This is a genomic window from Legionella adelaidensis (assembly GCF_900637865.1).
Taxonomy (GTDB): domain Bacteria; phylum Pseudomonadota; class Gammaproteobacteria; order Legionellales; family Legionellaceae; genus Legionella_A; species Legionella_A adelaidensis.
This window is the reverse complement of the sequence record NZ_LR134417.1, coordinates 35001-49257: the sequence shown is the minus strand read 5'-3', so window position 1 is coordinate 49257 and position 14257 is coordinate 35001. Positions and strand designations below refer to the sequence as shown.

The window sequence follows — 14257 nt, the reverse complement described above, 5'->3', positions numbered from 1 at the left end:
AAAGGTCCTTTTTTATTTAAAATTTGATAATTATTCTTTGGCGCGAGAAACATATTCTCCTTTACGGGTATCCACTTTAATCGCCTCGCCAGTTTGTATAAATAAAGGAACTCGAACGACGGCACCCGTTTCAAGTGTTGCGGGTTTACCACCGCCACCAGATGTATCACCTCTGACCCCCGGATCTGTTTCAGTAATAGTTAACACCACAAAATTAGGGGGCGTTACTTGTAATGGTTCATTATTCCAAAGGGTTACTACACATATATCTTGTTCCTTTAACCATTGCTTTGCTTCTTCTACTGCATCTGCATTTGCTGCATATTGCTCGAAAGTATCTGCCACCATAAAATGCCACTGTTCGCCATCGTTATAAAGATATTGCATCTCTACATCGACTACATCAGCGGAAGTTAAAGTGTCATTTGATTTAAAGGTTCTTTCGACTACGCGTCCTGTTAACAGATTGCGAATTTTTATTCGTGTAAAAGCTTGTCCTTTTCCCGGTTTGATAAATTCGCAATCGAGGATATTACACGGTGCGTTATCAACCATGACTTTTAATCCATTTTTAAGATCATTTGTACTGTAAACTGCCATTGGTTCTCCGGTATAAGATGTAAAAAAAATACTCAGGTTAGGTTGAGATTTTGGTACAATTTCGCTAAAGTTCGTGCAGTTTATCAAGTCTGTGATATGAATGCGAGATTCAAATCTAAGTTGGCAAAAAATTCTTGGGGATGGATTTAATTCTTCCTCTGAATTATTACAATTTCTTAATCTACCAATTAATAATCTTTTGGCGGTCGAAAAGGTTTTTAAAACGCGAGTACCGCGCAGGTTTGCGTCACTTATGGAACAGGGAAATCCCAACGATCCGCTTCTTTTACAAGTTTTGGCACAAGAAAAAGAATTAGAAAAAAATCCTGCTTACGTCAGAGACCCTTTGGGGGAGTCTTCGGTTAATCAGGTGCCGGGATTATTACATAAGTATAAGGGGAGAGTTTTATTAACTATTACTAACGTTTGTGCAGTCAATTGCCGTTATTGCTTCCGACGGCATTTTCCTTATCAAAGTAATAATCCTGGAAAAAATGGTTGGCCTTCTGCAATAGATTACATAAGAAAAGATGACTCCATTGAGGAAGTGATTTTTAGTGGTGGAGACCCTTTATTAGCGAGTGATGCTATCCTGGCCTATTTATTTGAGCAAATTATAACCATCAAACATGTGAAAACCATTCGGTTTCATACGCGTATACCAATTGTTTTACCGGAACGAATTACTTCCTCTTTTTTGCAGCTACTAAAAAAATTACCATTAAAAAAAGTAATGGTAATTCATAGCAATCATGCTAACGAGCTAGATACTTATGTAGAAGAAAGCTGTTTGGCATTAAAAAACGTGGGATGTCATTTGCTTAATCAATCAGTGCTGCTACGTGGAGTAAATGATTCAGCACACGTTTTGGCCAAACTAAGCAAACGTCTTTTTGATTGCCAAGTGTTACCTTATTACCTTCACTTGTTAGATAAGGTGGACGGAGCGGGCCATTTTGATTTGCCTAAAGAGGAAGCCAAAATGATTTATGAAGAATTGCAAACATTATTGCCAGGATATCTTGTTCCTCGCCTCGCTTGTGAAGAGGCAGGAAAAAGTCATAAAACCCTTATATAACCGGGATGGTATTATAAAGGTCTAGTAGATGGGCTTGCGCACTATAGGTTCCATCACGCAAAGGCTTATAGGTTCCATCGTTTTGCATTTCCCAGGTATTACTATTGTCTTTGAAATAATTCTCAAAAATTTCTTCTTTTATGCGCTTTTTACAATCTTCATTTAATATGGGGAATAAAACTTCAATACGGTTATAAAGATTTCGCTCCATTAAGTCTGCACTGGAGCAATAGAGATGTTCCTCTTTACCCCATTGAAAATAATAAACACGATGATGTTCTAAAAAGCGCCCCAAAGTGGAAAAAACACGAATGTTATCGGAAACTCCTTTTATCCCAGGTAATAAGCAACAAACACTACGTACTATCAGCTTTATTTTTACTCCTGCTTGGGAGGCTTTATATAAGGCCTGAATCATGGTGAGGTCGGTCAAACCATTTACTTTAATCATGATGCAGGCGGTTTTTCTTTTTTTTGCCGCATTAATACATTGATCAATGAAATAGAGTAAGTTTTTTTGTAATGTAAATGGAGAATGGCATAATTCTTTTAGTTTTACTGTTTTACCTAGTCCGGTGAGCTGTTGAAAAATTATTTGTGTATCAGAGCATATGTCAGGATTTGAAGTCAGTAAGCCAAAATCGCAATATCTTCTTGCTGTATCTTCGTGATAATTTCCCGTGCCCAAATGAACATACCGTTTTAATTTTCCGTGTACTCTTCGCACCACCAAGGTCATTTTGGCATGGGTTTTATAACCGACTACACCATACAAGACCAAAACACCCGCTTCATGTAAACGGTTTGCCAGTCGCAGATTAGATTCCTCATCAAAACGGGCTCGTAATTCAATCACGGCAGTCACTTCTTTACCAGACTGTGCGGCCTCAACCAAGGCTTGAACCATAATTGAATTAAAGCGTGTCCGGTATAAGGTTTGTTTGATTGCCAAGACATTCGGATCTGCGGCTGCCTGGCGTACGAAATCAATCAGGACATCAAATGTCTGGTAAGGATGGTGAAGAAGAATATCTTTTTCATCCAATATATTGAACAAATTATGGTTTTGTAACTCTACAGGATACTGTGGTTTGAATGGTGGATAATTTAAATCAGGTCTATTAATGCTATTGATAGGTCCTAAGTAGCGTTGCAGGTTAACGGGCCCTTCGCAATAATATGCATCTTCATTTTTTAATTGATATTTTTGTAATAAAAATTCGGTGATATTTTCCGGGCATTCTTTTTCAATTTCCAGTCGTACCACATGACCATAATGCCTTGACAGTAATTCTCTTTGTACTGCTGCCGCTAGATCTTCCTCTTCTTCATCCCGCAAAGCTAAATCACTATTGCGAGTTAATCTAAATGCATAGCAACCCATAATTTCCATTCCGGGAAAAAAGCGATGGCAATGTGTCTTTATAATGGAGGAAAGATAAACAAAATGGCTGCCTCCTCCCTCGCATAACTCCGAGGGTACACGAATCATCCGTGGCAATGAACGAGGGGCATGGATAATGGCATAATCAATATTTCGGTCAAAAGCATCTTTCCCACTTAAAGAGATAATAAAATTTAAACTTTTATTAAATAAACGCGGCATGGGATGTGCCAGGTCCAATGCGATAGGGCTCACAATAGGCAAAACTTCATTTTTAAAATAATGCTTTGCCCAGAGGTGCATATCTTCGGTCCAATCTTCGGCTTCATAGAAGTGAATATTTTCCTCCTCCAGGGCAGGCAGCAACTTTTGATTAAAAGTTGCATAAAGCTCATCTATTAAAGTGTGGGTTTTTTTGCTCAGTAAACTCAGAAGCTCTTCAGCCCGCAAGCCATCAATACTTAATTTTAAAGAAGAAATAGCAATTTTTTCTTTAAGACCGGCTACCCGTATTTCAAAAAATTCATCGAGATTACCACTACAAATACATAAATAACGCATGCGTTCTAATAAAGGAACCCTCTCATCTTTTGCTAGTGCTAAAACCCGGGCATTAAAGTCTAGGGCGGTGAATTCACGGTTAATATAAAATTCATAATTATCTAATGAGGTTGCCAAAGAAATACTCCTGCCTTCATGGTTTGACTAGAAAAAAACAGATACCTATAAATGCTATAAATCCCCAAAAGGGAGATAGGTCTAGGAAAGCTAGTGCTAAGAAAAATAAAATACCAGCAAGGGCTAAAGAATAAGAAAAATACATCCCCACGACACCCTGGGCAATGGAAAATGAAGCGGCCGCTAATAAAGCTAATGCTCCATACTGTACAGAAACCATGATTTTCTTACCTATAGGCCCCTGCAGGTTAGATAGCCAGTTATACCCTGCAATTGCTAACAGTAACCCCGGTAAATTTAAACAGGCCACCGCTATAACTAATCCAAAAAAACCAGCGGCTTTATAACCAATTAATGCAGAAAGTTTAACTGCGGTAAGCCCGGGAAAAAGAAAAGTACTCCCCGTCATTTTGATAAACTCTTCCGGAGCAACCCAATGACGGGTGGTTACTGCTTCAAATTCAATAAGTTTTAGCATGGAATTGCCTCCCCCCAGAGAAACCAGTCCAATTTTGCCAAAACTAACCATCAAATCGATCAGGGTTTTTATTATCATTTAAAATTTCTTTTTAAAAAAGTTACATAATCGCTAGCAACAGCCTTGTTAAGCAGTTTTTCCTGTAAGCATTCTACATATTCAAAACAACGCGACTCAAAACTAACACTATAAAAAATTTTTTTATTAACAACGATTCTGGATAGCTCCATTTTTACTTTAGGCTTTTGAGAAAAAGTATGAATGAGAGCTTCTTTTGAAACTTCTAAAGGGGCCGCTTTTTGTGTTAGTGAGATAATTTCTTTTACCTTAAATTTTTCATTTCTTACTAGAAGCGCATCTTCATCAAGCTCATGAAGTTTCACTTTACTTCCATAAGCTAGAATACCATTTTTTTTGTCGATTAAAGGTTTGTATAAAAGTTGGTCACGCCGTAGTTTTAAATTGCCATCAAAATTAGGTAATAAAAAATACAAATCTTTCCTTTTTTTAAATTCATATTCTGATAACTTTAGATAGGACTCGTCGAGTTCGTTTAAAGAAATAACTTCCGTTTCAGGCCAAAAAAATCGGGCTTCCCAGTGAAAGTCAGTTTTTGTTTCGGAAAATTTTTCAGGAAAAGAAAACGATCCGAGAGTGATTTCAAAATTCCAAACCAAACGTTTTTGCATAATAAGAAAAAGACTAAATAAAAGATACGCTAAGAGAAGACTTTGAATTATTCAAGCTATATTGAGATATTTTTTGAGATCTACTAGCCTAAATTCTATATTTTAGGTAATGTGTTTTTTTTTAATGCTGATGGTTAAAGGATTACTATGGCCACTTTATCTTTTGTCGTTTACCTCTTATTTACTTTATCTGTTTTATACAATGGTGCTCGCCTAGTCATCTGGGAGTTCGGGACGTTAGTTTTTTTGTTAACAGGGACATTTCTCATTGGCTTTCCTGTATTTCCTACTGTTTTATTATGGAGTAGCCTTATCCTTATAGAATTAATTTGTCGTTTTGAGCCTCTGCGTACTGCAATTAGTTCAACTTTGTTCGAAAAAGCGCGTAAATCAATTCCTAAACTTTCGAAAACAGAAGAAGAAGCGCTGAATGCAGGAGATACCTGGCTGGAACAAGATATTTTTACTGGCAATCCAAACTGGCAGAGGTTAAATAGCATTGCCAGTGGTTTAAGTGTAGAAGAGCAGTCTTTTTTGGATAATGAAACACAAACGCTTTGCGACATGCTCGATGAGTGGCAAATTAGCCAAAACAAGGATTTACCAGAAAATGTTTGGAAGTTTATTCGAGAGAGCGGATTTTTTGGCCTCGTTATTGGTAAAGAGTATGGCGGTAAAGGATTTTCGGCGCGTGCGCATTCCGAGGTGGTTTATAAACTAGCCAGCCGTTCAGGCGTGGCTGCAGTTACCGTCATGGTACCTAACTCTTTAGGTCCAGGCGAGTTGCTGCACCATTATGGTACAGAGGAACAAAAATCTTATTATCTTCCTCGTTTAGCAAAAGGAATTGAAATCCCTTGCTTTGCATTAACTGAACCGGAAGCTGGTAGTGACGCGACTTCCTTGCAATCTGTAGCCATTGTTAGCAAAAGAAAAATCGAGGGAAAACCAGTTCTTGGCCTTACTATTAATAATCTCAATAAACGCTGGATCACCTTATCTCCCGTTGCTACATTGATTGGTTTGGCAGTTAATCTGAAAGATCCTGATAATCTTTTACAAGGGGAAGGTAAAGAAGGTATCACTTGTGTACTTATTCCGCGTGATACCGAAAACCTTGAAATTGGCAATCGTCATTTACCCGCTGAACAGCCATTTATGAATGGCACTATTCGCGGCAATAATATATTTGTTCCTATTAATAGTATTATTGGCGGACAAAAAATGGCAGGCTCGGGCTGGCGGATGCTTGTCGAGTGTCTTTCAATTGGTCGTTCGATTTCTCTCCCGACTTTAGGAGCGGGGTCGTCCTCTGTAGCATATGTTACTAGTGGCGCATATACTCGTATTCGTCGTCAATTTAATGTTGAATTACGTCAGTTTGAAGGTATTGAGGAGAAACTGGCTGAAATTGCAGGTTTAAACTTTTTAATTCAATCCACCCGTCTACTCACGTTAGCAGCAGTAGATGAGCACAAAAAACCTTCGGTCGCCTCTGCAATTACCAAATACTTTAATACGGAATTAGCCAGGGTGGTTATTAATGCAGCTATGGATATTCATGGGGGCAGAGGTGTAGTTGTTGGCTCAAGAAATTATCTCGCCAATTTTTATCAGGGTTTACCCATATCCATCACCGTGGAGGGTGCCAATATAATGTCGCGTAATTTATTGATTTTTGGTCAAGGTTCTATGGCTTGTCACCCTTTTATTCGAAATGAGTTCTACGCCATAAATAAAGAAGATAAAGCCGAATTTAAACATTTACTTTGGCAGCATATTCACTATTTTATGAAGAATTTTGCGAAAGCCTTTTTATCGGCTTGGACTGCAGGAATTTTTATTAAGACTCCTAAGAGTAAACTAAAACGTGAGTATCAGAGATTAGCTAGATTAAGTCATGCTTTTGCCTGGATTGCAGATTTTTCATTAATTCATTTAGGGGGAACGCTAAAACGTAAAGAGCGTGTATCGGCAAGACTTGCTGATGGTATGTCCTATCTTTATTTAGCGATGGCAGCTCTCCGATTGTATGAATTAAACCCCAATAATACTTATAGAACCCATGCTAAATGGGCGGTTTCTTATTGTTTTCATCATGCTCAGAAATCCTTAATTAATTTAAGTCAAAATTTTCCCTCACGCCTTTTGGGATTATTTATGCGTTTGTGGGCCTTTCCTTTTGGCCAAACAATGGCGCTACCGAGCGATCGTCTAGATAAACAATTGGCCCAATTAATGACCAATAATAATGAATACCGTGATGTCATTTTGCAAAGTATTTATTTAAGTGGGAATAAAAAACAACCCGTAGACCGGGTTGAAAGCGCTTTTCAATTATTAATTGAAAATGAGGAGCTTTACAATAAGGTAGTTGATCTACGCAAAGTTCCGCTTAATCAATTAAAAGAGAAATTAATTGAAAAAGTAAATGCCGGTTTGCTAAGCAAAGAAGAGGCGAACATTATTTTAACGATTGAAAAAGCACGTTGGGATGCAATTTTGGTGGATGAATTTACCTTTGCAGATATGAAAAAAGGAAAATTTAATTCAGTTATTGAAGAAATGCCTACTCCTTTTGATGAGAAGAGCCGGGAAAGCGCATTTCTGCTATAATGGGAACAACTAGAAAAATTTTAGAGAAGCCATGAAAGCAAATATCACTATGCCTAGTAGTAACTCACTTTATGCAGCTATGCGTGTGGCTACTACACCCGAAGCTGCCGATTACTTAGTGCAGCAATTTGAACAAAAATTAAAAGATTCGGGTATGTATGCGCAAAGCCAGGGATTACTAAATTCATTAAAAGTCTTTGCAGAAACAGTTCATCGTGAACATGACTCCTCTTTTCATGTATGGGAGGGTGACAAAGGTATATTACGCGTTAGTAACCCTCAAGAAGCGCAAAGAATAAATAATCAAGATAGTACGCTAAAAGAGTACTCAAAAACGGTTGTGGATAAATCAGTCGATTTTGGTTTTGCTGTTAATCAGGAGTCGGAATTACGACGAGGCTATTCTAGTGATGGGAAAGAAGTAGACGAAAAATTAAAGACTATGCTTGATAACTATTTTAATGCATGGGTCGTTAATAAGGATATGGCTGTCTTAGATGGCGTAGTGTATGAGGCTGTTACCGCGGTAAAGGATGAAAAAGGCAAGCAAGAAAAAGTTCTTGTCGATTACAAGAAAGATAGTGCCGGTAACCCTATCCCAGCTGATCCAGATAAGGTAGCCAAGGCAATTCTTGATAAGGATGATGGTTTAAAAGCTTATGTGGAAAAGGCTAACCCGACGATAAAGTTAGATACAAAGCAGTATGCTTTCCCAGCGCCCGAAGCCGCCCCAGAGAAAGGATCTGGTATGGGTGCCGGCGGTTGAAATTAGCTAAGATTATTTGCTAAAGAAAGCCTTTCTTTTGTGCCAATGTCTAGCCACTTTCCAGAAAAAATTTCTCCGGAAAGTTGTTTCTTATCCGCTAAATCACGAAGCAAAGGCGCCAAGCGGAAGCGACCGAATGGTTGATTATTAAATAGCGAAGGGTGATAAACTCCAACTCCTGGAAAAACGTACTCTCTATTTTCATTTTCGACTAGCTGATCGGTGGTAAAACCGAAATCCCCATTCTCCATAAAGGAAGGCTTTTTAACAAGAAGAATATGGGCTGGAAATGAATGATGCATGCAAAGCGTTGAGAAATCGATATCCGTCCAAATGTCGGCGTTAATAACCAAAAAATTTTCTTTTCCTAAAAAAGGTAGTGCATTCACAATGCCTCCACCTGTTTCTAATCCTCCGGGGGGCTCTGGCGTAAATATTATTTCTTTATCCATGGGCAAAGAGAAAATATGTTGCCTAATTTGTGCGCCCAGGTAGGCATGATTAATTACAATTCTTTCAAAGCCGGCAGAAAGTAAACCCTTTAAGTGATGCTCAATTAAAGGGATGCCTTGTACGGTAAATAGAGGTTTCGGTTTAAATGAGGTAAGCGGTTTTAGACGTTCTCCTCTACCCGCTGCCAGAATCATTGCAGTTTTCATAATAGACGTCTCTTCTCCAAAAAAGCTGGATAAATTTGATCTTGCATTAAACGAAGTAAAGGATTTAATTCTGCATACGTTTCTAAACAGGCCATTACATAATTAAAAACAAGAGGCAGGTCTTTTAGATAAGAGGATTTGTTATCTCTAAAATGAAGACGGCAAAAAATTCCTAGAACTTTTAAATGTCTTTGTAGACCACAATAGTCAAAGGCTTTAATAAACTCCTCTGGGGAAAGAGGTATATCCAAGTGGGAATAAAAATAGTTCACCCATTCTAGCGTTTGTTGGCGGGGCCATTGGATATAGCAATCTTTTAATAAAGAAACCAAGTCATACGTTATGGGCCCCCACATAGCATCTTGGAAATCAATGACCCCTAATTCCAATGGGGCTTCATGGATAATCATTAAGTTTCTAGAATGATAGTCTCTGTGGATAAAAGTTTTGGGTTGAGCATTAATGGTTGTTATTAAATGAGAAAAATATTGGTCGAGTAAGTCTTTATCCTTCCCATTTAAATTTAATGAAAGATATTTCTCCAAGAACCAATCTTTAAAAAGGCTTAACTCTCCTTCCATATAAGCAGCATTAAACGCGGGTATAGAAGCGGTCGGACAGGCCTGAATTTGTAATAAAATGTCCATTGCTTTTTTATAAAAGTAATCGGCGTTGGTGGGCTGCAATTTTTTTAATAATAATACGTCACCAAAATCTTCTAAAATGGCAAATCCCAGATCAAACTCTACTTTCTCAATCGCAGGGGCATGAATAGAGTGTTCTCTCAATATTTTGCAAATCGTGATGAAGGGTGAAAGCGGCTCTTTTTCAGGGGGGGCATCCATTACCATCCATTTTTGATGATTTATTTCTAAACGAAAATAACGTCTAAAGCTTGCGTCGCCAGATAAGGGAGTTAAAGTAAACGGGATAGCAGGGTAAGTTTTTTCAAGCCACTGATGGAGTACGTTTTGTCGTGTTTGCATGATATACTTTGTGCCCTTATACGCTTCTATGGATAGAACAGTTGCGTATTATACCCAAGAGACTTCAAAATGCTATTTTTGAACTATGGCTTTTTGCGTCTGAAAAATCAAAAAAGATTTTCTGTAGAGCCTGCTATTACTCGTCTTTTTTGTATTTTAGGACCTCTTAGGGATAGCAACGAACTAAGCATACAAACCACTTAATTACCTCATTAGGTAAATAGCAGAAGGCATTTGAGTTGGCGGTTAAGCATCCTTTGAAAGTAAGTTTTCAAATACTAAGTGGTTTAATCACGACCGTAGCATTCATTTTGATTGCCAATACTGGTTATTCCAAAGAATTAGAAATTGAGCCCGTACAAGCTTGTGTGGTCGCACGCGATGCCCCATTAGATGATGCGTTGCGAACCAGGTTTGCCCAGTGTTTGGGATGGAACGTACAACAGAGTTCTTCAATGTGTGGAGGCTATTATCGAGAGACATACATTATCCCACTCTCTACTCCTGATGAAATTCAGATACGTGCGGATAAAACTTCACTTTATTTACAAGGACACTCTGAGCTGAAGGGAAATGTAGAAGTGAAGCAGTCAGAACGTATTCTGAATGCGAACACGGCTATAATTTATCGCGACCCAAAAACTAATAAAGTCTCCGAGATTGAATTACTAGGCGACGTCCGAGTCATGGAGCCGGATCGACTCATGATTGCGAAACGAGCTTTGGTAAATCCTGAAAATAATTCTGGGATGATTGAAGATGTGTTATATCGTTTTAAATCCAATCGTGCCGGGGCATCGTTGCCTGCCTGGGGAAGAGCTAGTTATATAGAGCGTTTTCCTAATCAGGATTATTTATTAAAAAAAGCGACCTATACTACTTGTGCACCTCAAGATAAAGCGTGGCAGATTGAAGCTAATCAAATCGAAATCGATAAGTCGGAAGATGAAGGTGTAGCACGACATGCAATCTTGCGGGTTCATAATATTCCTCTTTTGTATACTCCCTATCTGACGTTCCCCACTTCCAAAGCGAGAAAATCGGGGTTTTTAATGCCTTTATATGGGTATTCTAATGTAGGTGGGTTTGACTTAGGACTACCTTATTATTGGAATATTGCGCCAAATTATGATGCAACGATCATTCCTCATGTTTATTCTAGAAGAGGCTTGATGATGGGGGGGGATTTCCGATTTTTAACTAACAACTCCCTGGGATATGTAAAAGGTTTTTTCCTTCCTCAGGATAAGGCATTTAAGAAATTTATAGAGAGAAATGAAGAGGAATTTCCTAGCTTACGTGATTCATCTACTAATCGATGGTCTTTTTTATTTCGAGATCGTACCCGGCTAAGTGAAAATTTAAATCTTAATTTAAATTACGAGCAAGTCTCTGATGACTACTATCTCCAAGACTTCAGTAGCAATCTGGCTATCATTACGCAAAATCAATTATTACGCCAAGGCGATTTAACTTATACCACAGAGCATTGGCTATTTAGGGGAATGTTACAAAGTTATCAGACCTTACACCCGGTGAATCAAACGCCTATCTCGAATGTATACGAGAGGCTTCCGCAGCTGCTTGCCCAAGGGGATTATCAAGATTTACCCGCGAATGCTCACTTGGTAATGAGAGGACAGGTTGATAATTTTCATTGGCCAGAAGAAAGAACTATTCGCCATCCTAATGGTCCTCGCTATAATTTTAATCCAATTTTATCTTTACCAAATCTTAAGCCATGGGGTTTTCTAACTCCCGAGGCACAACTGGTCGAAACGTATTATGATCTTGATTTTACACAGGACGTTAAAACAGAAACTTTTAATCGGACAATCCCGCGTTATTCTTTGGATAGTGGCTTATACTTTGAGCGTACATTCCCCCTAAAAAAATCACTGACTCAGACCCTGGAGCCCCGCTTATATTACCTTTATGTTCCCTATCATGAGCAAAGAGAAATCCCTGTGTTTGATTCGGGATATATGATTTTTAATTATGATCAGTTGTTTCGCACTAACCGTTTTTCTGGTTTTGACAGGATAGGGGATGCCAATCAACTCTCTTATGCTGTTACCTCGCGATTTCTTTCAGATACTACTGGATTTGAAATCGCCAATTTTTCGGTTGGTCAAATTAGATATTTCGCGGATAGACGTGTACAACTTTGTTACAGACGAAATGGCATTTACTGTGAAGATAGTCCGACCAGAACATTAGGTTATTATTCACCATTCACTAAAACCTCGCCTATTGCTTCGCGTGCGTCCTACATTTTTAATCCAGCATGGATGATTAGTGGTGACTATGTATGGGACAATGAAACAGGGGAAACAAACAATGGTCGTTTAAATTTAAATTATCAACCAGAACCTGATAAGGTATTTAATTTTGGATATTCCTATTTAATAAACGGCGACTTTACCGTAGGAACAACTAAACAGGAAAACAATGCTTTACATCAAGCGTATGTCTCTTATGGTTGGCCGCTTAATGAGAGATGGAGTACGCTTGGTGCTTATAGCTATAATATCAGCAAAAAGTATGACATGATGACTTTTTTTGGTATTCAGTACGAAACGTGTTGCTGGGCGGTACGATTATTAGGCGGTCATACTTTTAAAAATATCGATCGTGATACACTGTCGCCAGCCTATAACAATAATGTTTTCGTGCAAATAATGCTGAAGGGATTAGGATCTGTTGCAAATACTGATCCTACAAGTACTATTGCGAGCTTCTTGCCGGGCTATGCAAATGTTTTCAACAATGGGTAACTTTTTTGTAAGTTGTTCAGAAAAATGCTTGTATTTTAAAAATGGATCCCCTACATTGCACAAAAATTTTGCGTCAATATAAGAAGAGGAAAAAATGAAAACGCTAGTTGGGCTTTTGTTTGCTTTACTCCCAGTTTTTGCTACAGCGGAGTCAGGACAACCTTTAGATAAGGTAGTAGCAGTTGTAAATGATGATGTAATAACAGCCAGTGAGCTGAATGAACAGACGGAAGTACTAAGAAAGCAAATCATTGCAAAAAATATGCAGGTTCCAGATGAGCAAACCTTGCGTAAGCAAGTTTTGCAGCATCTAATCGACGTGAATTTACAATTACAGCTTGCTAAGAATAATAGTATGACTATTGATAGCACAGAGCTAAATGATGCTATCAATAAAATTGCGGAAAATAATCATCTCACCTTAACCCAATTGCGAGAAGCCGTAACGCAGCAAGGCTTAAGTTGGGAAGCTTACCGTGACAATATCCGCAAAGAAATGTTAATTAGCCGGGTGCAACAAAAAGCGGTAGGTAAAGAGGTGATTATTTCTGAACAACAAGTAGAAGATTATTTAAAAACGTATGAAAAAAACAATAAAAAGAAGCAACAAACGTATCAAATTCAAAATATAGTGATCCCGTTACCTGAAGAGCCCACAAGCGAGCAAGTGAAAAATGCCCAAAATAAAGCACAAGATCTATTAAAGAAAATAAAATCAGGGGCAGATTTCAGTCAAATAGCAATCGCTGAGTCAAGCGGTGAGTATGCCTTGGAAGGTGGTGATTTAGGAATGCGGCATTTACCAGAGTTGCCAGAAATATTTGCCAATCAAGTTATAAATATGAAGGTAGGTGAGATAGCGGGCCCGATTAGAACAGGAAATGGGTTTCAGCTAATCAAGCTGGTAGCTGTGGGTGGAGGAGATGAGCACCACCAGGTTGTAAAAGCGCATGTTCGCCATATTTTAATTAAGGCTGATGCTAGTAAGACCGCTGAGGAAGCCCAAAGACAAATAAATAATATTTACCAACAGCTAAAATCAGGAAAAGATTTCGCTTTGATGGCCAAACAGTATTCTGTAGATGCTGCTAGCGCTGTAAAGGGAGGCGATCTTGGCTGGGTTACGGGAGACGAGTTGGTACCTTCTTTTGCCAAAGCTATGAATGCCCTTGCATTACACACAGTGAGTAAACCTGTGAAATCTCCTTTTGGTTGGCACCTTATTGAAGTGCTTGAACGAAAAACGGTGGATGATTCCGTCGCTTATCAAAGACAGCAAGTCATGCAATTTTTGCAGCAAAGAAAATTTGCAGACGCTGTGCAAAATTGGCAGCAACATATCCGAACTGACGCATATATAAATATTTTGGATAAGAGTGTAGCGTGAAACCTCTGCTGATCAGTAGCGGTGAACCTGCCGGTATTGGCCCGGATATATGCTTGGCTTTGGCCAAGCACCAACTGCCGGTAGTAATAGCGGCAGACATACAAGTGCTACAACAACGAGCACATCAATTAAAATTACCTCTTTCCATCAAAGAGTATC

12 protein-coding genes (1 of these 12 running past the window's edge) are annotated in these 14257 nt (G+C 38.6%); 6 read left to right on the top strand and 6 right to left on the bottom strand.

The features are described 5' to 3' along the window. Positions 1–30 precede the first annotated feature (30 nt). Positions 31–600, bottom strand: coding sequence for an elongation factor P (gene efp / locus EL206_RS00875; RefSeq protein WP_058463220.1), 570 nt, complete (start codon positions 598–600; stop codon positions 31–33). A 100-nt stretch (positions 601–700) separates the two neighbouring features. Here efp and epmB point away from each other — a divergent pair, with 100 nt between their 5' ends. After that, positions 701–1678 (top strand): EF-P beta-lysylation protein EpmB, encoded by a 978-nt coding sequence (gene epmB, locus EL206_RS00870; protein ID WP_058463221.1) that lies wholly within the window; start codon positions 701–703, stop codon positions 1676–1678. On the opposite strand, the gene ppk1 is transcribed toward epmB, so the two are convergent. Genes ppk1 through EL206_RS00855 form a run of 3 tightly spaced genes read right to left on the bottom strand, consistent with a single transcriptional unit; the run spans position 1671 to position 4907 of the window. Beyond that, positions 1671–3740: a polyphosphate kinase 1 gene (gene ppk1 / locus EL206_RS00865; RefSeq protein ID WP_058463222.1), complete on the bottom strand. Its 2070-nt coding sequence runs from the start codon at positions 3738–3740 to the stop codon at positions 1671–1673. The genes epmB and ppk1 overlap by 8 nt on opposite strands. A 16-nt stretch (positions 3741–3756) precedes the next feature. Then, complete coding sequence (locus EL206_RS00860) at positions 3757–4293, bottom strand: chromate transporter (protein WP_058463260.1); 537 nt, start codon at positions 4291–4293, stop codon at positions 3757–3759. Beyond that, positions 4293–4907: a hypothetical protein gene (locus EL206_RS00855; RefSeq protein ID WP_058463223.1), complete on the bottom strand. Its 615-nt coding sequence runs from the start codon at positions 4905–4907 to the stop codon at positions 4293–4295. Before EL206_RS00855 ends, EL206_RS00860 begins: the two co-directional genes overlap by 1 nt. A gap of 147 nt (positions 4908–5054) precedes the next feature. Between EL206_RS00855 and EL206_RS00850 the strand changes: the two genes are divergently transcribed. Beyond that, positions 5055–7523, top strand: a complete 2469-nt coding sequence (locus tag EL206_RS00850) for an acyl-CoA dehydrogenase (RefSeq protein ID WP_058463224.1) — start codon at positions 5055–5057, stop codon at positions 7521–7523. A gap of 31 nt (positions 7524–7554) precedes the next feature. Then, positions 7555–8289, top strand: a complete 735-nt coding sequence (locus tag EL206_RS00845; protein WP_058463225.1) for a hypothetical protein — start codon at positions 7555–7557, stop codon at positions 8287–8289. Between the two features lie 2 nt (positions 8290–8291). Here EL206_RS00845 and EL206_RS00840 read toward each other — a convergent pair whose 3' ends face one another. Both EL206_RS00840 and EL206_RS00835 read right to left on the bottom strand, forming a co-directional pair. Beyond that, a complete protein-coding gene (locus EL206_RS00840; protein ID WP_058463226.1) occupies positions 8292–8948 on the bottom strand; it encodes a nucleotidyltransferase family protein in 657 nt (218 codons plus the stop codon). Further along, entirely contained in the window at positions 8945–9934 is a 990-nt protein-coding gene (locus tag EL206_RS00835) for an aminoglycoside phosphotransferase family protein (RefSeq protein ID WP_058463227.1), read from the bottom strand. The genes EL206_RS00840 and EL206_RS00835 overlap by 4 nt, the downstream gene beginning before the upstream one ends. A 257-nt stretch (positions 9935–10191) precedes the next feature. Here EL206_RS00835 and EL206_RS00830 point away from each other — a divergent pair, with 257 nt between their 5' ends. The 3 genes from EL206_RS00830 to pdxA all read left to right on the top strand — a co-directional run. Further along, positions 10192–12711 (top strand): LPS-assembly protein LptD, encoded by a 2520-nt coding sequence (locus EL206_RS00830; RefSeq protein WP_415097644.1) that lies wholly within the window; start codon positions 10192–10194, stop codon positions 12709–12711. Positions 12712–12805: 94 nt separating this feature from the next. After that, entirely contained in the window at positions 12806–14098 is a 1293-nt protein-coding gene (locus tag EL206_RS00825) for a peptidylprolyl isomerase (protein WP_058463228.1), read from the top strand. After that, on the top strand, positions 14095–14257 hold the 5' end (the start) of the coding sequence (gene pdxA / locus EL206_RS00820; RefSeq protein ID WP_058463229.1) for a 4-hydroxythreonine-4-phosphate dehydrogenase PdxA. Its footprint extends 815 nt past the window's final position; the window shows 163 of its 978 coding nt (coding positions 1–163); its start codon is at positions 14095–14097; its stop codon lies off the right edge, out of view. Before EL206_RS00825 ends, pdxA begins: the two co-directional genes overlap by 4 nt.

Excerpts from the sequence above, each read along its gene's own strand:
- efp (WP_058463220.1), bottom strand. The coding sequence starts at position 600 with ATGGCAGTTTACAGTACAAATGATCTTAAAAATGGATTAAAAGTCATG.
- epmB (WP_058463221.1), top strand. The coding sequence starts at position 701 with ATGCGAGATTCAAATCTAAGTTGGCAAAAAATTCTTGGGGATGGATTT.
- EL206_RS00855 (WP_058463223.1), bottom strand. The coding sequence starts at position 4,907 with ATGCAAAAACGTTTGGTTTGGAATTTTGAAATCACTCTCGGATCGTTT.
- EL206_RS00850 (WP_058463224.1), top strand. The coding sequence starts at position 5,055 with ATGGCCACTTTATCTTTTGTCGTTTACCTCTTATTTACTTTATCTGTT.
- EL206_RS00845 (WP_058463225.1), top strand. The coding sequence starts at position 7,555 with ATGAAAGCAAATATCACTATGCCTAGTAGTAACTCACTTTATGCAGCT.
- EL206_RS00840 (WP_058463226.1), bottom strand. The coding sequence starts at position 8,948 with ATGAAAACTGCAATGATTCTGGCAGCGGGTAGAGGAGAACGTCTAAAA.
- EL206_RS00835 (WP_058463227.1), bottom strand. The coding sequence starts at position 9,934 with ATGCAAACACGACAAAACGTACTCCATCAGTGGCTTGAAAAAACTTAC.
- EL206_RS00825 (WP_058463228.1), top strand. The coding sequence starts at position 12,806 with ATGAAAACGCTAGTTGGGCTTTTGTTTGCTTTACTCCCAGTTTTTGCT.